Raw genomic sequence first — 26,249 nt, forward strand, 5'->3', positions numbered from 1 at the left:
TTAAACCCAGCTCACGTACCACTTTAAATGGCGAACAGCCATACCCTTGGGACCGGCTACAGCCCCAGGATGTGATGAGCCGACATCGAGGTGCCAAACTCCCCCGTCGATGTGAACTCTTGGGGGGAATCAGCCTGTTATCCCCGGCGTACCTTTTATCCGTTGAGCGATGGCCCTTCCATACAGAACCACCGGATCACTATGACCTGCTTTCGCACCTGCTCGACATGTCCGTCTCGCAGTCAAGCACGCTTTTGCCATTGCACTTTCAGCGCGATAGCCGACCGCGCTAAGCGTACCTTCGCACTCCTCCGTTACCCTTTAGGAGGAGACCGCCCCAGTCAAACTGCCTGCCATACACGGTCCCCGCTCCCGTTCAGGGAGCTAGGTTAGAACCTCGACAACATCAGGGTGGTATTTCAAGGTTGGCTCCGCGCGACCTAGCGGCCGCGCCTCAACGCCTCCCACCTATCCTACACAGACCTTGTCAAAGTCCAATGTAAAGCTACAGTAAAGGTGCACAGGGTCTTTCCGTCTAGCAGCGGGGAGATTGCATCTTCGCAAACATTTCAACTTCGCTGAGTCTCGGGTGGAGACAGTGTGGCCATCGTTACGCCATTCGTGCAGGTCGGAACTTACCCGACAAGGAATTTCGCTACCTTAGGACCGTTATAGTTACGGCCGCCGTTTACCGGGGCTTCGATCAAGAGCTTGCACCCCATCACTTAACCTTCCGGCACCGGGCAGGCGTCACACCCTATACGTCCACTTATCGTGTTTGCAGAGTGCTGTGTTTTTATTAAACAGTCGCAGCCACCATTTCACTGCGGCCTCTTACAGCTCCGGGCGCGAGGCCCTTCACCTTATCGAGGCGCACCTTCTCCCGAAGTTACGGTGCTAATTTGCCGAGTTCCTTCACCCGAGTTCTCTCAAGCGCCTGAGAATACTCATCTCGCCCACGTGTGTCCGATTACGGTACGGTCGCTATCAGACTGAAGCTTAGAGGATTTTCTTGGAAGCATGGTATGGGCAACTTCGCGGGGAAACCCCACTCGTCGTCACGCCTCAGTGTTGACCCAGCGGATTTGCCTACCGGATCCACCTACACGCTTGAACCGGGACGTCCAACACCCGGATTGCTTAACCTTCTTCGTCCCCCCATCGCATCTGATTGCGGTACAGGAATATTGACCTGTTTTCCATCGACTACGCCTTTCGGCCTCGCCTTAGGGACCGACTCACCCTGCGCCGATGAACGTTGCGCAGGAAACCTTGGGCTTACGGCGAGAGGGCTTTTCACCCTCTTTATCGCTACTCATGTCAGCATTCGCACTTCCGATACCTCCAGCAGCCCTTACAGGCCACCTTCGCAGGCTTACGGAACGCTCTCCTACCGCGTGAGCAATCCCCTGAAGTCGCTCCCTTGATGTCTCGCCCGGCGCCACGCGCTCGATCAGTGAGTGCGTGGCTTTGGCCTCGGCCGCAGCAGCAAGCTGCTGCTTAACTTTCGCTAGCGAAAGTTAGCCTCGTCCAAGCTTGGGCGGCTTGAAGCGACTTCAGGTGGATTGCTCACACCCGCGATTTCGGTGCACAGTTTGAGCCCCGTTGAATCTTCCGCGCAGGACGACTCGATCAGTGAGCTATTACGCTTTCTTTAAAGGATGGCTGCTTCTAAGCCAACCTCCTGACTGTTTTAGCCTTCCCACTTCGTTTACCACTTAACTGTGCTTTGGGACCTTAATCGGCGGTCTGGGTTGTTTCCCTCTTGACACCGGACGTTAGCACCCGATGTCTGTCTCCCGCACTTGCACTCTTCGGTATTCGGAGTTTGCAATGGTTTGGTAGACCTATACGGCCCCCTAGCCATAACAGTGCTCTACCCCCGAAGGTGATATGCGAGGCGCTACCTAAATAGCTTTCGGAGAGAACCAGCTATTTCCGGATTTGTTTGGCCTTTCACCCCTACCCACAGCTCATCCCCTACTTTTTCAACAGTAGTGGGTTCGGACCTCCAGCAGGTGTTACCCTGCCTTCATCCTGGCCATGAGTAGATCATCCGGTTTCGGGTCTACACCCACCAACTAAACGCCCTGTTCGGACTCGCTTTCGCTGCGCCTACCCTAGACGGTTAAGCTTGCTGATGAATGTAAGTCGCTGACCCATTATACAAAAGGTACGCAGTCACCCCAGCTCGATGAGCCCTCGATGGGCTCATCGAGCTGGGGTGCCTTTCGTTTCGCACAAAACGCGAAACGAAGTCACCGGCTCGGTCCCATCGACCGTTGCTATCTGACCCGCCGCGGGTCAGATTACCTGCCCCATAAGGGCCAGGATCTATTTTCATCGAAAGTTCTTTTGACTCGCACACCCACACGCTTCGCGTGTGCGCTCGCTCGTCGAAAGAACTCCCCGGATCTATTTCATCGGGAAGTTCTTTTGACTCGCTCGGCTCGCGCTTCGCGCAAGCTCGCTCGTCGAAAGAACCCGAAGGCTCATGGAGCTGGGGCTCCCACTGTTTGTATGCATGCGGTTTCAGGATCTATTTCACTCCCCTCCCGGGGTTCTTTTCGCCTTTCCCTCACGGTACTGGTGCGCTATCGGTCGATTACGAGTATTTAGCCTTGGAGGATGGTCCCCCCATCTTCAGACAGGATTTCACGTGTCCCGCCCTACTTGTCGCATCCCTAGTTCCACTGCGCGTCTTTCGCATACGGGGCTATCACCCACTATGGCCGGCTTTTCCATGACCGTTCTGCTAGACACACAGCTAAAAGATGCTGGCTGCTCCGATTTCGCTCGCCACTACTCTCGGAATCTCGGTTGATTTCTGTTCCTCTCCCTACTGAGATGTTTCAGTTCAGGAGGTTTGCCCCATTCACCCTATGGATTCGGGTTCAGGTAACCCTTGCGGGTTGGGTTTCCCCATTCGGACATCCTCGGATCAAAGCTCGTTTGCCAGCTCCCCGAGGCTTTTCGCAGGCTACCACGTCCTTCATCGCCTGTAATCGCCAAGGCATCCACCACATGCACTTGTTCGCTTGACCCTATAGCCCTGCCGACTCTCTCGATCCGCCCATACTGCCGACGGACGATCGAATCGATACGTGCCATAGGTGATCGAGGCGCGAGCCGACTAAAGCTCGACCTCGATGCAATCTCAAACCCAGTGTCTGCCCGAGATATATCTCCCGAGCAAACATGTATCTTCCGAATTTTTAAAGAACAGCCGAGAAAACCCCGGCAGCACGTCGAAGAGCAACACGAGGTGCTCTTTGAGCTGCTGCCGATCATCTGGTTCCACATTCGCATGCCGCAACGACGGCGCAGAATAATGGTGGAGGTGAACGGGATCGAACCGATGACCTCCTGCTTGCAAAGCAGGCGCTCTCCCAACTGAGCTACACCCCCGAAATCTGTGGTGGGTCTGGTTGGACTTGAACCAACGACCCCACGCTTATCAAGCGTGTGCTCTAACCAGCTGAGCTACAGACCCGGTGCAGCAACGAAGTGGCAGCCAAGAAACGCGGCGACTGGCGCAACGATTGCTCGGCGCGCCACCCGAGAACACCAGCGGGCTGCTCTGGCCTACAGCCGATAGAAGTGGACACCTGCCCTGCAGGCTCGCTCTAGAAAGGAGGTGATCCAGCCGCACCTTCCGATACGGCTACCTTGTTACGACTTCACCCCAGTCATGAAGCTCACCGTGGTCGTCGCCCTCCTTGCGGTTAGGCTAACGCCTTCTGGTGAACCCCACTCCCATGGTGTGACGGGCGGTGTGTACAAGACCCGGGAACGTATTCACCGCGACATGCTGATCCGCGATTACTAGCGATTCCGACTTCATGCTCTCGAGTTGCAGAGAACAATCCGGACTACGACGCACTTTTTGGGATTGGCTCGCCCTCGCGGGGTTGCAGCCCTCTGTATGCGCCATTGTATTACGTGTGAAGCCCTACCCATAAGGGCCATGAGGACTTGACGTCATCCCCACCTTCCTCCGGTTTGTCACCGGCAGTCCCATTAGAGTGCCCAACTGAATGTAGCAACTAATGGCAAGGGTTGCGCTCGTTGCGGGACTTAACCCAACATCTCACGACACGAGCTGACGACAGCCATGCAGCACCTGTGTCCAGGTTCCCTTTCGGGCACCCCCACATCTCTGCGGGATTCCTGGCATGTCAAGGGTAGGTAAGGTTCTTCGCGTTGCATCGAATTAATCCACATAATCCACCGCTTGTGCGGGTCCCCGTCAATTCCTTTGAGTTTTAATCTTGCGACCGTACTCCCCAGGCGGTCGACTTCACGCGTTAGCTACGTTACTGAGGGACAGACTCCCCCAACAACTAGTCGACATAGTTTAGGGCGTGGACTACCAGGGTATCTAATCCTGTTTGCTCCCCACGCTTTCGTGCATGAGCGTCAGTGCAGGCCCAGGGGGCTGCCTTCGCCATCGGTGTTCCTCCACATATCTACGCATTTCACTGCTACACGTGGAATTCCACCCCCCTCTGCCGCACTCTAGCCTCCCAGTTTCAAACGCAGTTCCCAGGTTAAGCCCGGGGATTTCACATCTGACTTGAGAAGCCGCCTGCGCACGCTTTACGCCCAGTAATTCCGATTAACGCCTGCACCCTACGTATTACCGCGGCTGCTGGCACGTAGTTAGCCGGTGCTTCTTCTTCCGGTACCGTCATCCGTCCTGGGTATTAGCCCGGACGATTTCGTTCCGGCCGAAAGAGCTTTACAACCCGAAGGCCTTCTTCACTCACGCGGCATGGCTGGATCAGGCTTGCGCCCATTGTCCAAAATTCCCCACTGCTGCCTCCCGTAGGAGTCTGGGCCGTGTCTCAGTCCCAGTGTGGCTGATCATCCTCTCAGACCAGCTACCGATCGTTGCCTTGGTAGGCCATTACCCTACCAACTAGCTAATCGGACATCGGCCGCTCCAATAGCGCGAGGTCTTACGATCCCCCGCTTTCCACCGTAGTGCGTATGCGGTATTAGCACATCTTTCGATGTGTTATCCCCCACTACTGGGCACGTTCCGATGCATTACTCACCCGTTCGCCACTCGCCACCAGGGTTGCCCCCGTGCTGCCGTTCGACTTGCATGTGTAAAGCATGCCGCCAGCGTTCAATCTGAGCCAGGATCAAACTCTTCAGTTTAATCGAGTACGCTCACATTACTGCTCCCGCCGCACCCGTGAGGACACGGCGGGAAGCGATGCGAGCGCATATTTCTTGAAGCTAATCCGAAGCCTGGACGAATCCGAGCCTCGGGTCGCCGCAAAACAGGCGCCCACATCTATCGGCTGTTAGGTTTTTAAAGAGCGGTTCCGCTTGCTGTTGCCCGGAACCAGGAAAGACCGCGATTGTAGCGGCCCATCAGGACCTGTGCAAGCCTTTCACAGGATTTTTTCGAAGAACTTAAGCCGCAAGGCTTGGTAGCGGGGGCAGGATTTGAACCTGCGACCTTCGGGTTATGAGCCCGACGAGCTACCGGACTGCTCCACCCCGCGTCACAGAGCCACGAAGTTTAGCAACGGCCCCATCGCGGGTCAATGGTTCAGGCTCGTTAGCAGCGTCTGAACACACTATCGTCCTTGACGCTACGAAGCGGCGATCGATGCGCCCGATCGCGGTGTCTTTGCTCGCGCCGCAACGACCGGTCCCGATCGCTCACACGCGCCGAGTCCCGGATCTAAGAACCGGCAACATCGCCCACGGGCGGGGACTTCTGCCGGCGGAAGAAGCCCACCATGCGCTCGAGCGCCACGTAAAAGACCGGCGTCACATAGAGCGTCAGAAACTGCGAGAACACCAACCCACCGACGACCGCGATACCGAGTGGTCGCCGCGTTTCGGCGCCCGCCCCATAGCCGAGTGCGATCGGCAGCGTTCCCAGGATCGCGGCCATCGTGGTCATCATGATAGGACGGAAGCGAACGCGGCACGCCTCGACGATGGCATCCACGGGTTTCACACCTTGCTCGCGCTGAATCTGCAACGCGAAGTCGATCATCATGATGCCGTTCTTCTTCACCAGCCCGATCAGCAGGATGATGCCGACGAAGCTGAAGATATTGAGCTCTTCATTGAAGAGCAGCAGCGTTGCGAGCGCCCCGAAACCGGCAAACGGCAGAGCAGTCAGGATGGTGAACGGGTGACCATAGTGCTCGTACAGGATCGCCAGAATCATGTAGATCAAAATCACCGTGACGAGCAGCAGCACGGGTAGCGTGCGGAACGCCTCTTCGAACGCCTTGGCGCTTCCCGTGAACGTGGTGGAAATTCCAGGAGGTAGAGTTTCGGCGGCAATCTGCTGCACGCGCGCGACCGCGTCTCCCACCGAAACGCCGGCCGCAATATTGAACGAAAGAATCACCGAAGGCATCTGCCCCAGGTGCGCGACCGATACCGGTCCGACGCCGCTGCGAACCTCGGCAACGGCGGAGAGCGGTACCATCGCACCGGTGGAGCTTTGCACGAACAGGGTCTCCATGGCGTTGATGTCGGACTGATAGCGGCGGTCGAGCTCGAGGCGGACTTCGAACTGGTCCGTCGCACCGTACAGCGTACTTACCTGGCGGCCGCCGAAGGCATTGAACAGCGCCAGCTCGATCTGCTGCGAGCTGATGCCGAGCGCGGAGGCGCGATCGCGAAGGATCCGCACGTGTATCTCGGGATTGCGCAACTCCAGGTTGCTCGCGACGTCGGTGATCAGGGGCAATGCCCGCAACTGGGCTTCGAGCTCTTCTGCCGGCCGGTACAGCTCCTTAAGCTCGGTACCCGAAAGTACGAACTGGTAGTCTCCGGTCGAGAGTGAGCCGCCGAGACGAATCGCAGGCGGATTGGAAAGAAAGACGCGCACGCCCTGCAGACCTGCCGCATCGCGCCGAATCTGCTGGATGACCTCGTCCGCAGTGGCATTGCGCTCGCTGCGGGGTTTCAGGCGAACGATGAAGCGCCCGACATTCTCTCCTACGACGCCGCCGGTGCCCTGGCCCGCCGTGGACATCACTGCCTCGACGTTCTCGTTGCGCTGGATGACTGCCGCGACCGCCTGCTGGTGGCGAATCATGTCGTTGAAGGTGACGCCCTCGCGAGCGCGGGTATTTGCAAAGATGACACCGGTATCCTGGCGCGGGATAAATCCCTTCGCGACTTCCTGATAGAGCCATCCCATCGCGACCAGTACGCCGAGCGAAGCGAGCAGAACCAGGCCCTGGTAGCCCAGCATCCAGCGCAGGCTCGATGCATAGCCGTCCCGGACCGCATCGAACATCCGCTCGGACCAATTGAAAAGCCTGCCGTGGCTATGCTGCTGGCGCAGCAGGATGCTCGCCATCATCGGAGTCACCGTCAGCGATACGACCCCGGAGATCAAAACCGCCGCGCCAACGGTAACCGCGAATTCCTGGAACAGCCGCCCGACCATACCTTCCATGAACAGGATCGGCAGAAAGACCGCGGATAACGAAACGGTCATGGTCACGATGGTCGAAGCGATTTCGCGCGAGCCATCGAGGGCCGCCTGCATCCGGTCCTTGCCCATTTCCATGTGCCGGGTGATGTTCTCCAGTACCACGATGGCGTCGTCGACCACGAAGCCGACCGACAGCGTGATCGCCATCAACGACAGGTTGTTGAGGCTGTAGCCGAGCAGGAGCATGACGCCGAACGTTCCGATCACCGATGCGGGCAGAATAAGGGCGGTCACGATGGTCGCGCGCAGGTTGCGCAAAAAGCCCAGAATCACCAGCACGACCAGGACCATCGAGAGCAGCAGCGTGAAATTCACCTCGTGGATCGAATCGCGAATGAACTCGGATCGATCGTTAAGCACCCGCAGCGTCGCGCCCGCCGGCAATTCGCGCTCGATCTCCGGGATCATCTCGCGCAGCTTCGACACGACCTCGACGGTATTCGATCCGGGCTGGCGGTAGGTGCCGAGGATGAGCGCCCGGTCCCCGTTGTACCAGCTGCGGATCTTGTCGTTCTCGACCCCGTCGACTGCGCGGCCGATGTCGGAGAAGCGCACCGGCTTGCCGTCCTTGTAGGCGATGATGAGGGGATTGAAATCGGCGGCCCGCTGCAGTTTTCCGTCGGACTTGACCGTGTAGGTGCGCGCCTTGCCCTGCAAGGAGCCGGATGGCAGGTTGGAGTTGGCGCTCTGAACGGCTGCCACGACCTTGTCGAGGCCGAGCCCTCGCGTGGCCAGCGCATTCGGGTCGACGAACAGGCGCACGGCGTATTTCTGCGAGCCGAACACGAGCACCTGCGCGACCCCGTTGACCGAGGAAAAGCGCTGAGCGATATGCACGTCGGCGAACTCGTCCAGCTTCTGCATCGGCACATGCTGGGCGGACAGCGCCAGCGTCAGAACCGAAAAGTCGGACGGATTCACTTTGCGCAGCGCCGGCGGCTCGGGCAGGTCCCCCGGCAGACGCCGGATGGCCTGGGAGATCGCCGTCTGAACGTCCTGAGCGGCGGAATCGATGTCGCGCTCGAGCGAGAAGGTCAGCGTGATGCGGGTATTGCCGCTGATCGAGGACGACGTCATCTCGTCCACGCCGGCGATGCGCGAGAGCTCCCGCTCGAGCGGTTGCGCAACCGAATTGGCCATGACCTCTGGGCTCGCACCAGGCAAGCGGGTTGTCACGGTGATGGTCGGGAAGTCGACGTTCGGCAGGTCGTTGACCGGCAGCCTGTTGAACCCGAGCCAGCCGAAGAACAGCACGCAAACGAAAAGGACGCTGGTTGCAACCGGCCGTTCGATGAAGATGCGGGAGACGTTCATTGCCTCTCCTCCGTCTTTGCAGCCTCCTGCGTGGCGGGTTCACTCGCGCCCGATGGCGCCCCGGCCGGCGCGGACTCTGCGTTGACCTTGCCTTTCCCTTTCCCTTTGCCCTTGCCTCTGCCGCTCTCGCCCGCCAGCACGACCGGAGAGTTCGCGGCCAGTGTCGGCGGAACTTCGATGATGATCCGCTCGTTACCCTCCAAGCCCTGGGCGATGACGACCTGTTCGCCGATCTGCCGGTCGACCACCACGTCTTTCACTCGCGCCCGGCCATCGGCTGCCACGAACACGAACGGACCTTCCTGGCCGGGCTGTATGGCGCCCTCGGGCAATACCATCGCATCCGGCTCGATACGCAACACGATGCGCGCCGCGAGAAATTGCCCGGGCCACAACTGCTCTTTTTCGTTCGGCACTTCGGCCTTGAGAAGAATCGTTCCGGTCGCCGGGTTGACCGCATTGTCGATGAATATCAGCCTTCCCTCGACCAGGGTTTGCTCGCCACGATCCGCGGCGATCTCCACTTTGAGATCGAGGGAGCCCCATTGTTTGCGTACGTCATCGAGATGGCGTTGCGGTACCGGGATGGCAACCAGGATCGGCCGGGTACTGTTGATCACGACCAGGGGCGAGCCGCCGGTGCCCGCGCTCACCAAGTTTCCGGCCCGCACGCCCAGGCTTCCGGTGCGCCCGGAAATCGGCGCGACGATACGCGAATAGGCCAGGTGCAGCTGCGCCTGATCGAGCGCGGCTCGATTGGCGTTCACCGTTGCCTCCAGGGATTTGGCGGAGGTGGCTGCGACATCGTATTCCTGGCGGGTAATATAATCCTTGTCCACCAGCGAGCGCAGGCGTTCTTCCTGGGCTCGCGCTTGCGCAAGCTGCGCTTCGTCGCGCCGCACCGCTGCCTGCGACTGCTCGACCGCGGCCCGCATCGGACGCGGGTCGATCTCGAACAGCACCTGCCCCTTCTTCACGTAGTCGCCTTCCTTGAAGCGGACGGCGGTCAGCACGCCGCTCACTTGCGGGTGGACAGCAACGCTATGCTGCGACTCGACGGTGCCGACGGCATCGATCAGCACCGGCATCGGTTGGCGCTTGGGCGTTATGGTGCGCACGCTCACCGGCCCGCCACGGCCCTTCCTTCCCTTGGCTTTGCCTTCCGCTTTTTCGCTGGCCTCGGTGCCCTGGGACTTGGCAGCTGCCTGGTGATTCCACCAGTAATAGCCGCCGCCTGCGGCAGCGACCAGGACAACGAACACGATCCAGAACGGTTTCACGGAGTAGTCCCAAAGTGGCCCGATGCACCGAGCGCGAAATTGAGTCGCGCCAGGGCGGTATACCAGTCGAGATGCGATTGAATCTGCTGCACGAGCGCATTCGTCTCGTCTGCTTGCGCTGTAAGCAGATCGAGCAAGCTGCCGACACCGAGCTGATAACGCGCAGCCGCCACGGACGCTGACTGGGTGGCGCCCTGCACCAGCGCCTTGGTCGCCGCGATGCCGCTGGTCGCCGTTTGCAGGTCGTAATAGGCTTGCCAGACGTCCAGCTCGGTCTGGGTGTAGAGCAGATCGCGCGCGGCCTCGGCTTGCTTCACCTGCGCTCTAGCACGGCGCACCGCATAGTCGTCACGCCAGCCGTCGAACAACGGAATCCGGACGTTGAAGCCGATCAAATTGCCGTAGGCGAACGGCCGCTCGTCGGTGTAGTACTGGCGGGCGGCTTCCAGCCGCAGTTCGACGCTCGGCATGCCGGCGCTCGCGGCAGCGGTCACACCCGCCCGGGCTGCCCGCACCCGGCTCTCGGCGGCCGCCATGTCCGGCCGACTGGCGCTCGCTTTCTTCAGCATGCTCTCGAGGGTTTCCTTCATCTGGGCGCCGGCGAGCTGGTTGGGCAAAGGCTGAATGCGCAGCGGCGTCGTCACCGGCACACCGCATGCAATCGCGATCTGCCCGCGGGCCTTGGCGACTTCGCCCTCGGCTCGACGCAGATTCAGAATCGCCTGCGCGACCGCAGTCTCGGAACGGAACACGTCGCCGATGGTGGCGAGGCCCGCTTGCTGGCGGCGGCGCGCCGCGTCCAGGGTCGCTTCCATGCTCTTGAGTACCTGGTTGCCGGTGCGCACCAACTGCTCGACGCCCAGCAGTCGGAAGTACGCCTGTTCGACCTGGAACACGACCTCTTGCAGAACGCGGTTCTGCGTGAGGTTCGCAGCGAGCACGCGGTACGCTTGTGCTTCCACCTCCGCTTGCCGCGCGCCGAAGTCGTACAGCACATACGACAAGCTGACGCTCGGTCCATATCGATTCTGTTCGGGCGTTGCAACCCCGCTGGTGTTCGATATCGCGCGCGCCCTGCTTGCATTCAGCACCAGATCCACCTGCGGCATCAGTGCGGATTTTGCGATGCCGTACTGCGCGGCTTCGAACCGCGCATTCGCCCATGCCTGCCTCGTGCGCGGATTGTTGCGCAATGCCAAGTCCGTCAACTGCGCGAGGGTGAGCGCTTCGGAGCTACTGGGCACGGCCTCGAGCACGGGCGTCGGTGGATCGACTGTATTGGCGGGAATCCAGCGGGAACGATGGTCCGGGGGAGTGAGACTTTCGGTGCGGTAAGGATCGTCGCTTGCCATGGCGAGCGGCGCCAACAGCAAAGACAGCGCGGTCAGTATAAGTGCGGTTGACCGCGTACGGCGACGTTCGCGCATATTTTCGACAGGTGCAAGACGACCACTGATCCGGTTGTCAGTTGTCGGCGACTACGGTTACGGGATGCCGGGTGCCAGCCCCACCCTGATTTGTACGCATCGGCCGGCGCGGCTTATGGAGCACTTATGGAGCAATAAATATTCCAAATCTTTGCGAGCGCGGCAGAATGCTACCCTGCGACGGAGTGGATTGAAAGAGGAGGTTTACAGAGCCTTGAACGCATTACCACACCCTCATGGCGGCGCCGACTTGCTGCCGCGGTTGTTGCATGGCAACACGCTGCATGAGGAGTACCGGCGTGCGCAATCGCTTCCCCGGATGCCGGTGAGCTCGCGGGAGCGGGGCGACCTCATCATGCTGGGCATCGGGGGTTTCACCCCGCTCGAGGGCTTCATGACATCGGCCGATTGGCGCAGCGTCTGCCGGGACATGTGCCTGGAAAACGGCTTGTTCTGGCCGATCCCGATCACGCTGTCCACCTCCCGTGCGCATGCTGGAGCGTTCAGCGAGGGCGCTGACATCGCGCTGGCGGACGCCTCCAGCGACGAAATCATGGCCACCATGACCGTGACCGAGAAGTATCCCATCGACAAGGTGTTCGAATGCCGCAGCGTCTTTCGCACCGAGGATTGCGAGCACCCGGGCGTGCGTATGGTCATGGACCAGGCGGAGGTGAACCTCGCCGGTCCGGTGCGAGTGCTTTCCGACGGCGGTTTTGCACAACGCTACCCGGGGCTTTTCATGACCCCGGCGCAGACCCGCGCCGCCTTCGAAAGCAAGGGCTGGTCGACGGTCGCCGCCTTCCAGACACGCAATCCGATGCACCGTTCGCATGAGTATCTGGCCAAGATCGCAATCGAAATCTGCGACGGCGTGCTGGTTCATTCGCTCCTGGGCAATCTCAAGCCGGGGGACATCCCGGCCGAAGTGCGTACGCGCGCGATCGGCACTTTGCTCGACAAGTATTTCGTGGCCGATACCGTGCTGCAATCGGGCTATCCGCTCGACATGCGCTACGCGGGTCCACGAGAAGCACTGTTGCACGCGCTATTCCGGCAGAACTACGGCTGCGCCTACCAGATTCTCGGCCGCGACCACGCCGGGGTCGGCAGCTACTACGGTCCGTTCGACGCGCATCGCATCTTCGACCAAATCCCGCAGGGTGCGCTGGAAACGAAGCCCTTGAAAATCGACTGGACGTTCTGGTGCTATCAATGCGGCGGCATGGCCTCGGACCGCACCTGCCCGCATGCACCCGAAGACCGACTGCTGCTATCCGGCACGAAGCTTCGCAAGATGCTTTCCGAGGGCGCGCCGGTCCCGGCCGAGTTCAGCCGGCCCGAGGTCCTGGACGTCCTGCGCGAGTATTACTCCGGACTGGACGAAAAGGTCGAAGTGAAGCTGACGGGTCACTCGGCACGCTGACCCGTGTAACCCTCGGTCAATACCCCCGGCCGATGTCGATCAGATCGAGCAACGGCTGTCCGTCTCGCAGCCGGCGGATATTTTCCGCGATGGGCTCGATCGCAGTCTGCGGATTGGTAAGCCCGGCGATGTGCGGGGTCAAGCGCACGTTGGGATGGATCCAGAGCGGATGGTCGGCCGGCAAGGGCTCTTGCTCGGTCACGTCGAGGAAAGCGCCCGCGACCTGGCCGCTATCCAACGCCTGCAGCAAATCCGCTTCGACAACGAGCCCGCCCCGGGCCATATTGACGACGTAGCAGCCGCGCGGCAGCAAGGACAGCGTGCGCGCGTTCAGTATCCCCGCCGTGGCCGCTGTCTGCGGCAAGGCGACGACCAGTATTTCGGTTTCGCGGAGAAAGCGCGGCAGGTCGTCGGCGCCATGCAGGCACTCGACGCCCGCCATATGCTTTGGGGTGCGGCTCCAGCCGAGCACGTTGAAGCCCAGCGCCGCCAGCTTGCGCGCGCAATCCGCGCCGTTGGCACCCAGGCCCATGACCCCGACCCGTCGCGACCCCGTGTGCGGGAGCGGCAGTTCCTGCCAGCGCCGCTCGAGCTGAAAGCGCTCGTAAACATCGAAGCGGCGGTGGAAATGCAGGACCGCATAGAGCGCGTATTCGCTCATCTGCTCGATCATGTTGCGGTCGACCAGACGCGCGATCGGTACGGCGCGCGGCAGATCGGGATCCGATAGCAGGTGATCGACGCCCATGCCGAGCGAACAGATCAGCTCGAGCCGCGGGAACGTTGCCAGCAGCCCGTGCGGCGGTTTCCACGCCAGGACGACATCGACGTCGGCGGGGTTCCCCCCTTCGGGATGGATTCGAAAGTCAACGCCCGCAATACGCTCACGCAGCAGGCGACCCCACTCGGCTGCCTCATCGCTGCGCGGTGTAACCAGCAAGACCGCGCCCATTGCCCCGTTCTATCCGCGCACGGGCTGGTTCGCTCGCGCGTCCGGGATGGCATCCGCCTGGGTGCTGGTTGCTCCAGTGTCCGGGATGACATCCGCCTGAGTGTCCGATCCTGCTGCGTCCGGCTTGGCCGCCGCATCGGCATGTTCGCCAGGCAAATCGGCTTCCGCCGACATCATGCCCTCTCCGGCGCTGGCTGAACGTTCGTCACGCAGAGCCCGTTCCGAAGCCGGAGCGCTTTCGACCAGCGCCCCCAGATCCTCCAGCGCGGGCAGCTCCTCCAGCGATCGCAAGCAAAGGTCGTCCAGGAACTGCCGGGTCGTGGCATAGAGGGCGGGACGTCCCGGCACCTCGCGGTGCCCGATCACTTCGATCCAGCCACGCGCCTCGAGCGCCTTGACGATGTTGGTCGATACCACGACCCCGCGCACTTCCTCGATATCGCCGCGCGTGACCGGCTGCCGATAGGCGATGATCGCCAGCGTTTCCAGCACGGCCCGGGAGTACCTGGGCGGCTTCTGCGGGTTCAGGCGATCGAGAAAACCCTGCATCTCGGGCTTGGCCCGAAAGCGCCAGCCGCTTGCCACGCTCACCAGCTCCACGCCCCGACCTGCCCATTGCAGACGGATGTCTTCGAGCAGGCGGCGCAAGGTCTCGGCGCCGAGATCCTGGTCGAAGAGCCGGCGCAGCTCGTTGACCGATATGGGCTCTTGCGCCGTCAACAGCGCCGTTTCGAGAACGTTCTTGGCCCGGTCGATGTCCAGCCCCGTCTCGTCCGGGGGCTCGGCGGGTGATTGCTCTGGGATGAAATCCAAGCTATTCAAGCAGCCTCCAACTCGTTGCCGTCTCCCGTGAGACGCACGTAGATCGGCGAGTAGGCCTCCTGTTGCGTCACGTCCACCAGCCCCTCGCGAGCAAGCTCCAGGATGGCAAGCAAGGTGACCACCAGTTCGCCCAACCCCGCGGCTGCATCGAACAGCGATTCGAATGCGACGAACTGGGCGCCGCGAAGCGCACGCAGCACCCGGGTCATACGTTCCCTGACCGAAAGCTGTTCGCGCGTGATCCTGTGGTGCTGGGTGATTTTCGCACGCGCAACGATGCCGAGCCACGCCTCGCGCAGATCCTCGGGCCTCACCTGCGCCAGGCGCTGCGGCGAGACGTTTTCGATCCAGACCTGCACGAGCTGGAAATCGCGCCCGGCTTGCGGCAACTCGTTGAGCTTCTGCGCGGCGAGCTTGATTCTCTCGTATTCCATCAGGCGCCGAACCAGCTCGGCTCGCGGATCGGCCGCCTCGTCCTGCGCGGCTTTCGGCTTCGGCAGCAGCAGCCGCGACTTGATCTCGATCAGCACGGCCGCCATGAGCAGATACTCGGCCGCGAGCTCGAGCTGATTGGCCCGCATCATATCGACGTAGACGAGATATTGCGCCGTGAGCTTCGCCATCTGGATATCGAGCACGTCCAGATTGTTCTTGCGTATGAGGTAGAGCAGCAGGTCGAGCGGTCCCTCGAAGGTCTCCAGAAAGACCTCGAGCGCGTCGGGGGGGATGTAGAGATCCTCGGGAACTGCGAGGATCGGCTCGCCGTGGATTCGGGCGATGGGGGCAACCTCGGCGTGCGCAGTCATGCGCGAAATTTTACTTCATGTTCGAGCTCGCAGGACCGCGACACGTTTCAAGCCGGGAGGGCTCGACCTGGCCGGATTTCTCAGGCGGCGCGTCTTCAGTTCGGACTGTCTCAGAACAGATGTGCAATCCCGAACGAAAGCGCCAGGAACTCGAAGTGTTGCGCCAAGCTCACGTGGCGCTGAGGTCCATCGAAGAACGACAGGAAACAGAAGAATGCAGCAACGCCCAACGAAGGAAAGAACTGGTAGCGCAACCACCCCGCGTCCGGCGCAGGCCTGCGCGCACGAAGCTGGGAGACGATGATGCCGGCGGACAACAGCAGACAATAGAAAGCGTAGGTCTGCATACGGACCACGGCTTCGACAAACCCGTACTTGGCAATGGACGGTGTCTGCATGAGAAAGTGAAACAGGAAGTTGCCGATCCCGGCAGCCATCAACGTGGCAAAGGCGATTCGCAGCCTCGGATGGCGCTTGAAGCACCGCAAGAAGGTCGGATAAAAATAGACGTGGACCAGTATCTCTTTGAAGTAATACACGTACCGGTTCCAGAACTCGGCGATGGTACGCGAGGACAGCGGGCGATAGGTATTGCGCAAGAGCCTGAATCCGGCAAGCCGGGCCGTTGCGATGATGATGTGGCCCATGATCGCAATGAGCAGCAAGCGCTCCGGCAGGCTCGCAAGCACGCTGACGAGTGAGAACGGTGTCGGCGCATACTTCCCCTGCAGGAAGTGATCGAAGGCAACCTTGAGCTCCGGGATACCGAGCTCTACATACACCGACCAGCGAAAAGCCGAAAGAATGCCGCTGAGCAGCAGCGCCCACACCAACAGCTTGACCGCCTTCAACTGAGTCACTGCCAGTTCTTCTGGTGTCGTAGCCTCCAGGCTGCGCCAATTGGCAGCTCCTTTGCCCATGGGAACGAGGGTTGGCCAAGCGAAGGGATTGAAGGTGGCCAGATGAAGCACCATGGGCGCCGGCTCCCTGCGTCGCTGGTCGATGAGCGCGTACGCCAGATACCAGAAGTACGCAGAAAACGTCGCCAACAAACTCCACGTTGCAACCTGCACATAATCCTCGAGCACGCCCGAGGTCGCCAGCCCGAGGAGACAGGCGTAGACGACGTGTTGCACGAGGACTGGAGCACGCCCAAGCGGATGATTCCGAAAACAGCGCGCGAGGTAGATGAGCAGAATGGCGAGCGGAACGCAGGCGATCAGCGTGGCGGCTCGCAGCGTACCGAGATGGAAGATGCCGTACAGATATTCCTGCCTCAGCACCGTCTCGACTGCATCAAAGTCTAACCAGGTCGGATTGCGCGCCAGCAGTATCCCCGCACCGACAAGCAGGACGTAGTATCGGTAGCGCCCCGCGACCGAAACCACGGCGGCGACCACGGTGAGAATCAGCCATGTCGCTCGACCTGCGACCCAGCCTTCGATCGCGTGCAGTTTCATGAACGCCGCGAAAACGGCGAACAGAGTCAGCTTGCCGGGGATCGTCTGGACGAAGGCCACCGCCGCTGGATAGGTCTCGAGGGGCAGCAGACGCCATGCACGCGGGTCGGCCCAGGCAGCTTGCGCGTGGCGCTTTGGCAACGAACTCTCAGATGCCACGGATTTCATTGCGTGTCATGCTCGTACCGACCGTGAAGCCTATAGCAGAAGAATTCGCGCTTCCCATACACAGCAAGCACCCAACAGGACGTCACGGAATGCCCTTGGCATCGCGATAGCGCCGCGTGCCGAACAACCGTACAGTAGGCGTCTCAAGGAACTGAACCGGCGGAGCAGCAAGCGGCCGACAGCCCATGGGCTATAGCGGCTCAGTCCCGATGAGCTTGATCGCGGAGCAGAAGTCAAGCCGCCACGGTTCGCAGGCGTTGCTCGATACTTGAACCTTGCGTGGCGGCGTATCAACGACAAACGCCAGCGCAAGGCTGGCGTTTGTTCATCGAGTATCGAGTGGATCAAGCAGGCGTCGGCTCGGTACGGCCTCTCGTAATGGATGACCGACGCCGCAGGCCGAGCATTGCAAGCAGGCCGATCCCAATGAGAGCCAGCGATTGCGGCTCAGGTGCCTGCCCGTATCCGCCTGCCGAGCTGACCTTGAATTTTTCAAAACCATTGCTGGACGGTAATTGGCCCGAGACAACCAGGTAGCGCCCGGAATTATTGCCTGTGAGACTCATCGAGGATGCTAACCCCAGGACAGTCGATGAAGTAAAGCCGCTGCCCGCCGCCCCCAACACCGTGCCACTGGAACACGTTGACCTCAGGCAGAAATCATTGAAATCACCGACATCAAACCCTGTGCCCCCATCGCCGGCCCAATATGTCAATTTATCTCCGGAGTAGATGTAGCCAAGATCGAGCGAACTCCAATCAAAATTAGCCATCTGCGAATCAAAAACGAGTACTTGATCCTTACCCGAGTTGTCCAGCGTATAGTTGTCGGGCCAGTCGGACTCGCCGCTACCCCGAACCCCGAGACCCCAAGAGCCATCTGCAACGACCCGGGCATCTTCCAGCTTACCACTCCCATCGGAATAGTCTGTCTCGAACGCATACACCTTGAGCGTTTTACCAGTTGGACTGCTGCCGAAGTTCAGGGAATCCCCCAGCCCACTGGTGCCTGTAGTGTTAAGGTTCCATGAGTATTGAATTGCTGACGCCATCCCGCCTGCCGAAAGCAAGCCTAGGCCAAGCACTACGCACGCAGCCGTGTTTTTCATTTGAGCATCCAAAATATGTGGTGCAAGCGGCCAGCTTACCCGCTGAACTATCCGATCTGCACGTCAATAAGCAACTTCCACACCAAATTGGTCGCAATCATACAAGATATTGTTTTAGAACAAGTTGTCTCAAGACAACAAGGCGTGCGAGTAAGAGCGGTCCTTCCGCGATAAATGTTTGTAAAAAAACTCGACACACCGAGACTGGCCGCTGTCTGTCAGTAATCAGCCGGGGACATACGCAATCCAAAGATGTATTTACAATTCAAGGAAAGAACGCACAACTCCACTCAAACCGGCTTACGCACAAGGAATAAGCCGCTGGTATCCGGACGACCAGTCAGAGTTTGTTCGCTAGCATTCGCGCCTCCGCGAGCTGAGGGAACAGCTTGCCCGTCGACAGCAACGCCGAAAGCTCGGTCCTCGCACGTTCGCGGTCCCCGATCTTGACTAAAGCCAGAACGTATTGATACCGGATCTCGCCATTCTCCGGATCGAGTGTCACTGCTTTTCGGAGAACCTGCAGCGCTTCAGCCACTTTCCCTTGGTTTAGAAATGCGATTCCCAAAGTCGAGGCGATTACGGGATCGTTCGGGCGAGTCTGGAACGCTTGCCGAGCGTATTCCAACGCCCTTGGATCGCCCAGGCGCACCATTGCATCGGCCAGGTTGTTCAGGACGCGATAGTTATTCGGATCGCGCTCGAGCAGTGCCATGTACAAATGAATTGCTTCGGGGATACGCCCAAATCGAACCAGCGCGTCTGCCGCATAGAGCTGTACCAGGCCATCGCTGGGATGCTTCTTGACCCAGTCGAGCAACGGTTCGATGGGCGCATCGCGTCCCAGTAGCCTGGATTCAGCCTGATGCAGGCGGACCTGCAATCGACCGATGGGCTCGAGCAGAATCGCTGACTTGAAGGCAACAAGAGCCTGTTTTGCATCGCCTTGAGCCAAGTGAATTTCGCCCTCGAGCGCCAATCCGATGGCACGTTTTGGCAGTTGCTTCTTGGCCTTATCCGCTACGTCGAACGCCTCGGTGTATTGATTTTCTTGCAGCAGGAGCTCGACAAGAAGCGCGAATGTATGGGCGTTTCCGGGGCCGAGTGCCAGCGCTTCCTGCAGCGTTACAATTGCGGCCCGCCGTTGACCGGAGGAATTCTGGACTTCCGCGAGCTGCAGGCGCCCCGGCAAGAAGCGCGGCCGCATATTCACCAAGGCCGTGAAGGACTGGACCGCGCCGGCGATATCCTTGGCTTCGAGCTGTAGTTTCCCGAGCAGCTCGGCCGCGGAGGGATTCAGCGGGTCGGCTTCTCTGGCACGGCGCGCCGTGCCAAGCGCGGCGTCGAGCTTGCCGGACCGGCGCTGCAATTCCGCAAGCAGGACCTGTCCCGTAACGTTATCGGGATAGGCGTCGACGATGCGTTGCACGCGGGAAAGCGCCTTATCCACCTTTCCGTCGGTTGCATCCAGCTTCGCCAGCGCAAACGAGGCATCCAAATTTGCCGGGTTCGCCTTCAGCAAAGCCTCGAAGCGAGCGCGAGCACCATCGGCATCGCCGTTCGACAGCGCCTGCTCCGCGAGCGCCACAGCCGCCGGGAAAAACGTCGGGTCTGCCTTGAGCGCCGTTTCATAGCTTTCGCGCGCCTTCACCGAATCCTTCTGCAATGAATACGCGAGCCCGCGGAGCCAATGATGCTCGGGGCTTTCGGGCATGCGCTTTTCCAGCTTTGCGGCGACGGCCAGGGCCTCGTCGATCCATCCTTTCGCCATCAAGGTTATCGCCAGGCGGCGGTACGGGAACGGATTCGCAGGCTCGAGGGCAACTGCCTTTTCATACTCGCTGATTGCGCTGTCTTGAGCACCCGCGGCGAGTTGCGCTGTGCCAAGACTGGTCAGGATTGCAGGATTCGAGGAATCGAGGCGCGCGGCTTTGGTCAGCAGCGCGCGTGCGCGTTCAGTGCTTCCAATCTGAAGATATGCCTCGCCCGCGACCAATAGAAAACTTGCGTCCTTGATATCCAGCTCGGCCAACGGTGCGACAATGTCGACTGCCGCCTGAGGCCGCTGCTTTTTCAGCAATACGATAGCGAGCATTTTTCGCGCTTGAATGCTCCCGGGAAACCTGACGAGGTAATCATTGAAGGCATCCTGCGCCTGTTCCAGATTCCCGACCGTCAAATTGAGCATTCCGGCCAGGTACACAGTGGGCATATGCTTTGGCACTACGCTCAACACCGACTGCAGCCACTCGCGGCATTCGTCGTAGCGCTTCTCTCGCAGCGCCAGTACGGCGTTTGCGTAGCTGAGCAAATGACTGGAAGGAGAAATGGAGCGCGCCTTGCGCAATTCCCTGCGTGCCTCGACCAGCTCTTCCTGGCCAATCAGGGTGATCGCGCTGCTCAGTATGGCGTCCAGAGAGCTGGGCGCGAGTGACTCGGCCGCTCGGTACGCGGCAACGGCCTCGGTCGGCTTCTCCTGACTCCGAAGCAGATCCCCTTTGGCGAGCCACGCCTCGACGGTGCTCGGATGCTTGGCGATTACGTCGTCGAGCAACTTGCTCGCGCCATCCGTGTCGCCTTCTCGCAGCATCACACGGGCAAGACCGGCCATCGCCGGTCCCGGCAATTTGCTGCGCGCGATATTGAACTGTGTCCGCGCGTCGACAGTATTGCCGACGCCGAGATACGCCCGTCCAAGCAGCAACGCAATCGTCTCGCTCGGCACCTTTGCGAGTAGCAGTTTCGAATCGCCAAGCGCTTTCAAGACCTCCTCGTGCCGGTCGAGGTCGATCAGAATCTGCATGGCGAGCGGCACCGTCTCGGCCGCTGGCACCCCGAGATCGCGGGCGCGCGTCAAGGCATTCTCCGCATCCAACAGCGCACCCGTGGCAACGTACGCCTTGCCCAGCAGCAAGTGCGCTTCGGAGTTTTCGGGCTCCCGATCTACGATGTTCTTGAACAGAATCGATGCCGCCACGTTGTCGCCGCGCGCCTGGTACGCCTTGGCCTCTTCCATCAATTCGGGAATGGGCTTTTGTGGTTTTAACGCGAGAAACGTTATCCAAAGGGTCAGTGCGAGCGCAACGAAGCCGGCACCCCATGCATACTTGTTCCACCCTCGAGACTGTGGAACAGGCGGGCGCGGCAAAAGGGTCTCGGGGCTGACGAGCGCGCCGACACGCTCCTCCTTGGAATACGTATGCCGCGGCGGCTCGTCACCGAGGAGGCTGCTCGGACTGACCTGGCAAATGTCCGGATCAGCCCCGGGTCGGTCGGCCGGGACAGAGGCATCGGGCAGCAAGCTGCTCGGCCCCTTTTCGTCGTCCGATCGATTCAGTTTGCCGAATATTGCCAAGTTCGCACGCTCCGTTCACTTTCCGACACGTCCGTCGATAGATGCACGCGGGTCGTTCGTCCGTCGTAAAACCAGCGGACGCGACGACACCTCAGCTACGGACGGGTTTCTTGCTCTTCGGACATTAACGGTTGACAGGCCGTCATCTCAAGGAGGTTTGCAATCCTCTTGGATCAATCCGACGTTAACCCCATCACACTTCGAACGTCCCGCATCGTCTCCTGCGCGAGTTTCCTGGCCCGCTCGCAGCCATCGGCGACGATGCTGTTGAGCAGCAGCGAATCCTTCACGTAGGGCTCGGCGCGCTCGCGCATCGGCTTCTGCTCTTCCAGAATGGCGTCGATCACCGGCTGCTTGCATTGCAGGCAGCCGATGCCCGCGCTGCGGCAGCCTTGCAGCACCCATTGCTTGCGCGGCTCGTCCGAATACACCAGGTGCAACTGCCAGACGGGGCATTTCTCCGGTTCACCCGGGTCGGTGCGGCGCACGCGCGCGGGATCGGTCGGCATGGTGCGTATCTTCTTCACCACCGAATCCGGCGCTTCGCGCAGCCCGATCGTATTGTCATAGGATTTCGACATTTTCTGGCCGTCGATTCCCGGCATGCGCGCTGCTTCCGTGAGCAGCGCCTCGGGCTCCGTGAGAATGATGCGTCCTCCGCCTTCGAGGTAGCCGAACAGGCGTTCCCGGTCTCCCAGGCTGACATTCTGCGCTTCGTCCAGCAAGGCGCGTGCCGACGAAAGCGCCTCGGTATCGCCCTGCTCGAGATAGCGGGTGCGCAAATCCCGGTACACGCGCGCGCGGCGGCTGCCGAGCTTCTTGACCGCTTCCTCCGCCTTGTCTTCGAAACCGGGCGGCTTGCCGAACAAATGGTTGAAGCGCCGCGCGATCTCGCGCGTGAACTCCACGTGCGGGACCTGATCCTCGCCCACCGGGACCATGTTGGCCCGATAGATCAGGATGTCGGCGCTCTGCAGCAGCGGATAGCCCAGAAAGCCATAGGTCGAGAGATCCTTTTCCGACAGTTTCTCCTGCTGCTCCTTGTACGTCGGCACACGCTCGAGCCAGCCCAGCGGCGTGATCATCGACAGGAGCAGGTGCAACTCGGCATGCTCCGGCACTTGCGACTGCACGAACAGCACCGCCTGTGAAGGATCGACCCCGGCGGCGATCCAGTCGATCAGCATTTCCCGGGTGTTGTGCTCGATGCTGCTCGGCGCATCGTAGTGCGTCGTCAGCGCGTGCCAATCGGCAACGAAGAACAGGCATTGGTATTCGTGCTGCAGCCTGACCCAGTTCTTCAGCACCCCGTGATAATGCCCGAGGTGCAGGTTTCCGGTCGGGCGCATGCCGGAGAGCACTCGGTCAGCGAACATCATGCGAATCGGACCTCGTCAATGACAGAAATTTCCCATACGCGCCCCCTTCCTAGTCGGTCGCGGGCAATCCGAGCCGGTCGATCGGCCCCTTTCCCTTGCGGATGACAACCGGCGCGACGCCGGTGAGGTCGACCACGGTGCTCGGCTCCATGCCGCACGGCCCCGCATCGAGGATCAAGTCGATACGTCCGGCCATGCGGGCGCGGATCTCGTCCGCATCGTTCATGGGATAGTCGTCGCCGGGAAGCTGCAGGGTCGTGCTGAGCAAGGGCTCCGCAAGCTCGGCGATCAGCGCCGCCGCGACCGGGTGAACGGTCAGGCGCACGCCGATCGCTTTTTTTTGCGGATGCTGCAGGCGCCTCGGAACCTCCCGGGTTGCGGGCAATATGAACACGTATTCGCCCGAACCGGCCCGCTTGATCGTGCGGAAACGCATATCGTCCATCCGGGCGTACAGAGCCGCCTGCCCGATGCCGGAGCAGACGAGCGTCAGGTGGTGCTCCGGGGCGAGCGCCCGAATGGCGCGCATCCGGTCCGACGCATCCTTGTCGCCGATGCGGCAGCCCAGCGCGTAGGTGGTGTCGGTCGGATATGCGATCACGCCGCCCGAGCGCACGCAGTCCGCGGCGCGGCGGATCAATCGGGCTTGCGGATCGGCGGGATGAATGGCGATGGAAGACAAGTCAATCCGCCAGGAATCGAATATTCATCATAGCAGAGCGCATCTTCCCGCCTGCAGGCCCCTCCGGGGGCGGGCGCGGAGTTCCGGGTGTAGGTAGCGGCGCCGGCACGGGCGCTGACAGCGCCGAGAGCGTGCCGGAGACCGGCTTACGCCGTCGCGCGCAGGCGGCTTTGGGCCGGCACGTGTTGCGAGAGGAATTCCATCTGATCGAGCAGAATGCGCCGGTTGGTCAGTATCAAATATTCCGCGCGGTTGGGTACGTACGGCGCGTACAGCAGCTCCATCCCGGCTTGCTCGGGCGTCCGGTCGCTCTTGCGCTCGTTGCAAGAGCGGCATGCGGTCACGACGTTCATCCAGGTATCGCGCCCGCCGCGCGAAAAGGGCGTGATGTGGTCGCGCGTAAGCCGCGTGGTGCTGAATATGCCGCCGCAATAGGCGCACAAGTGCCTGTCGCGATGGAACAGTTCCCGATTGCTCAGCGGCGGAACGTTATTGAACGAGCGAATCGCCATCGCCTTGCCCTTGATGGCGATGATGCTCGAAGCCGAGATGTGCGAACGCTCGCCCGAGATGCGCGACAGACCGCCGTAGATCGTGAACGCCGTGGCGCCGAGAGACCAGGCGATGCGTTCCTTGGCGTAGTAGTAGCAGGCGTGCTGCCAGGTGATCCAGCGGTGTGGAACGCCGTGCATGTCGAGGGTCAGAATCAACGGAAAGTTGACCGGATTCTGCGTCCCGCGAACAGGAACACTCGACTGGATCATCACGCCCTTCGCAGCTTGCGCGTCGATTGCTCGGCGAACCCCGGCACGCTGCAGCGTCTACCGGCTTCGCCACAGATGCCATTGTCGCTGCAGACGTGACCGGAAATCAATAGCTTGTAGGCTCTTCTTGCGCTTCACGGCCGCCCCGCACCATGGCAAGCAGGCGCGCGATCGCCAGGGGTGAAAGACGGTGGATCGACAAGCGCTGCCCGCGCAGGAACGTCAAGCCCTTGGTCCGCACCCGCAGCAGCGTCTATAATCGCCTTCTTTCATGTACTTTTCCGAGTCCGATCCCACACACGTGCGACTGCGATCCATCCGCTCTTCTTCGCGCCATCGGCAATTGCGGTCGCCTGGAGTATGACCGCGAATACCGCCACCGCCCCTCAAAGCACTGCCGCCACCTTCGACGCCCTCGAGCTCCTTCCCGAGCTCCTGCGCGCCGTTGCCGAGCAAGGTTACACCGAGCCCACCCCCATCCAGCGCCAGGCGATTCCCGCCGTGCTGGCCCGCCGCGACATCATGGGCAGCGCCCAGACCGGGACCGGCAAGACAGCCAGTTTCGCGCTTCCCATCCTGCAATTATTGGCGCCACACGCCAGCACCAGCCCTTCGCCGGCACGGCACCCGGTGCGGGCACTCGTGCTTACGCCGACGCGCGAGCTTGCGGTGCAGGTCTTCGAGAGCTTCCGGGGCTACGGCAAGCACGTGCCGCTGCGAACCACCGTCGTCTACGGCGGTGTGGACATGAATCCCCAGATACGCGCCTTGCATGGCGGGGTCGAGATCGTGGTCGCCACGCCGGGACGGCTGCTCGACCACGTCCGCAGCCGCACCGCGAACCTGAGCCGCGTCGAGATACTGGTGCTGGACGAAGCGGACCGGATGCTCGATATGGGCTTCCTGCCCGACATCAAGCGCATTCTCGCCACCATCCCGGCGCAGCGCCAGAACCTGCTGTTCTCGGCCACATTCTCCGACGAGATTCGCAAGCTGGCGGACGAGTTGCTCAATCGGCCGATTCTGATCGCGGTTGCACCGCGCAATACGGCGGCGGAAAGCGTGACCCACCAGGCCTACGCGGTGGGCGGCGAAGACAAGCGGCGCGCGCTCGCGCACCTGGTGAAGTCGCGCGAACTGCGCCAAGTGCTCGTGTTCACGCGCACGCGCCTGGGCGCGAACCGGCTGGCGCGAGGACTTGAGCGCGACGGCATCGATGCCACCGCCATTCACAGCAACCGCACCCAGGCGGAGCGCGAGAAAGCGCTGGCGGATTTCAAGACCGGGGCAGTGCGCGTGCTGGTCGCCACCGATGTCGCCTCGCGCGGCATCGACATCGAAGAGCTGCCGATCGTCGTCAACTACGAGCTGCCCTATTCCCCGGAGGACTACTTGCATCGCATCGGTCGCACCGGCCGCGCCGGCAGCAGCGGCGAAGCGATTTCCCTGGTGGAGCCGGAAGAGTACAAGCTGCTCGCGGATATCGAGCGGCTGCTCAAGCGCGACATCCCACGCGAGGCGCTCGAATTTGGCGGCGCTGCATCCGCACCGGGCGTACGGAGTGAACCGCGCGCGCATGCACGCGAGCGGCATGGCCGTGATCCGCGCAGCGAAAATCGCGTATCGGCTGCGCGCGGCCACCGCCCCGCGCCGGCAGCCAAGGCGGTGGCCGAGGATGGATTCGACTTCAGCAAGCCGTACGAGCCCGCCAACGACGCCACCGCCGCCAGCAAGCCGGCCGCCGAGGTGCAACCGGGGCGCAGGCGGCGGCCCAGCCGCGAGACGGCAGTCCTGCTAGGCGGTTCGCGCTCCAAATAGC

The 26,249-nt window shown here is 61.2% G+C and carries 14 protein-coding genes, 3 tRNA genes and 2 rRNA genes; 2 read left to right on the forward strand and 17 right to left on the reverse strand.

Annotated elements, in window-relative coordinates:
• From GEV05_02180 to GEV05_02215, 8 genes are all read right to left on the reverse strand, one after another.
• Positions 1-3,049 (reverse strand): 23S ribosomal RNA (locus GEV05_02180); the annotation flags it as partial.
• Positions 3,050-3,332: 283 nt separating this feature from the next.
• Positions 3,333-3,408: transfer RNA gene (locus GEV05_02185), tRNA-Ala, on the reverse strand.
• Between the two features lie 8 nt (positions 3,409-3,416).
• Positions 3,417-3,493, reverse strand: a tRNA-Ile gene (locus GEV05_02190).
• A 133-nt stretch (positions 3,494-3,626) separates the two neighbouring features.
• Positions 3,627-5,170 (reverse strand): 16S ribosomal RNA (locus GEV05_02195).
• Positions 5,171-5,442: 272 nt separating this feature from the next.
• Positions 5,443-5,519: transfer RNA gene (locus tag GEV05_02200), tRNA-Met, on the reverse strand.
• A gap of 182 nt (positions 5,520-5,701) precedes the next feature.
• Complete coding sequence (locus GEV05_02205) at positions 5,702-8,800, reverse strand: acriflavine resistance protein B (protein ID MPZ42212.1); 3,099 nt, start codon at positions 8,798-8,800, stop codon at positions 5,702-5,704.
• On the reverse strand, positions 8,797-10,080 hold the full coding sequence (locus GEV05_02210) for an efflux RND transporter periplasmic adaptor subunit (GenBank protein ID MPZ42213.1): 1,284 nt from the start codon (positions 10,078-10,080) through the stop codon (positions 8,797-8,799). Before GEV05_02210 ends, GEV05_02205 begins: the two co-directional genes overlap by 4 nt.
• Positions 10,077-11,507 (reverse strand): hypothetical protein, encoded by a 1,431-nt coding sequence (locus GEV05_02215; GenBank protein MPZ42214.1) that lies wholly within the window; start codon positions 11,505-11,507, stop codon positions 10,077-10,079. The genes GEV05_02210 and GEV05_02215 overlap by 4 nt, the downstream gene beginning before the upstream one ends.
• Positions 11,508-11,721: 214 nt before the next feature.
• On the opposite strand from GEV05_02215, the gene sat reads away from it, so the two are divergent.
• Positions 11,722-12,933 carry a sulfate adenylyltransferase gene (gene sat / locus GEV05_02220; protein MPZ42215.1) on the forward strand — a complete coding sequence of 404 codons (1,212 nt, stop codon included), beginning with the start codon at positions 11,722-11,724 and terminating at the stop codon, positions 12,931-12,933.
• Between the two features lie 16 nt (positions 12,934-12,949).
• Here the strand turns inward: sat and GEV05_02225 are convergent, their stop codons facing one another.
• The 9 genes from GEV05_02225 to GEV05_02265 form a co-directional block, all read right to left on the reverse strand.
• Positions 12,950-13,885: a glyoxylate/hydroxypyruvate reductase A gene (locus GEV05_02225; GenBank protein MPZ42216.1), complete on the reverse strand. Its 936-nt coding sequence runs from the start codon at positions 13,883-13,885 to the stop codon at positions 12,950-12,952.
• 9 nt (positions 13,886-13,894) lie between these two features.
• A complete protein-coding gene (scpB, locus tag GEV05_02230) occupies positions 13,895-14,647 on the reverse strand; it encodes an SMC-Scp complex subunit ScpB (GenBank protein ID MPZ42217.1) in 753 nt (250 codons plus the stop codon).
• Positions 14,648-14,703: 56 nt separating this feature from the next.
• Positions 14,704-15,513: a segregation/condensation protein A gene (locus GEV05_02235; GenBank protein ID MPZ42218.1), complete on the reverse strand. Its 810-nt coding sequence runs from the start codon at positions 15,511-15,513 to the stop codon at positions 14,704-14,706.
• Positions 15,514-15,623: 110 nt separating this feature from the next.
• Positions 15,624-17,141 carry a hypothetical protein gene (locus GEV05_02240; GenBank protein ID MPZ42219.1) on the reverse strand — a complete coding sequence of 506 codons (1,518 nt, stop codon included), beginning with the start codon at positions 17,139-17,141 and terminating at the stop codon, positions 15,624-15,626.
• 344 nt (positions 17,142-17,485) lie between these two features.
• On the reverse strand, positions 17,486-18,250 hold the full coding sequence (locus GEV05_02245) for a PEP-CTERM sorting domain-containing protein (GenBank protein ID MPZ42220.1): 765 nt from the start codon (positions 18,248-18,250) through the stop codon (positions 17,486-17,488).
• Positions 18,251-18,590: 340 nt separating this feature from the next.
• Positions 18,591-21,605, reverse strand: a complete 3,015-nt coding sequence (prsT, locus tag GEV05_02250; GenBank protein ID MPZ42221.1) for a PEP-CTERM system TPR-repeat protein PrsT — start codon at positions 21,603-21,605, stop codon at positions 18,591-18,593.
• A 173-nt stretch (positions 21,606-21,778) separates the two neighbouring features.
• Positions 21,779-22,981: a tryptophan--tRNA ligase gene (locus tag GEV05_02255; GenBank protein MPZ42222.1), complete on the reverse strand. Its 1,203-nt coding sequence runs from the start codon at positions 22,979-22,981 to the stop codon at positions 21,779-21,781.
• A gap of 52 nt (positions 22,982-23,033) precedes the next feature.
• On the reverse strand, positions 23,034-23,666 hold the full coding sequence (locus GEV05_02260; protein MPZ42223.1) for a threonylcarbamoyl-AMP synthase: 633 nt from the start codon (positions 23,664-23,666) through the stop codon (positions 23,034-23,036).
• Positions 23,667-23,812: 146 nt separating this feature from the next.
• On the reverse strand, positions 23,813-24,430 hold the full coding sequence (locus GEV05_02265) for an HNH endonuclease (protein MPZ42224.1): 618 nt from the start codon (positions 24,428-24,430) through the stop codon (positions 23,813-23,815).
• A gap of 360 nt (positions 24,431-24,790) precedes the next feature.
• On the opposite strand from GEV05_02265, the gene GEV05_02270 reads away from it, so the two are divergent.
• Entirely contained in the window at positions 24,791-26,248 is a 1,458-nt protein-coding gene (locus GEV05_02270) for a DEAD/DEAH box helicase (GenBank protein ID MPZ42225.1), read from the forward strand.
• Position 26,249 lies beyond the last annotated feature (1 nt).

The organism is Betaproteobacteria bacterium (assembly GCA_009377585.1).
Taxonomy (GTDB): domain Bacteria; phylum Pseudomonadota; class Gammaproteobacteria; order Burkholderiales; family WYBJ01; genus WYBJ01.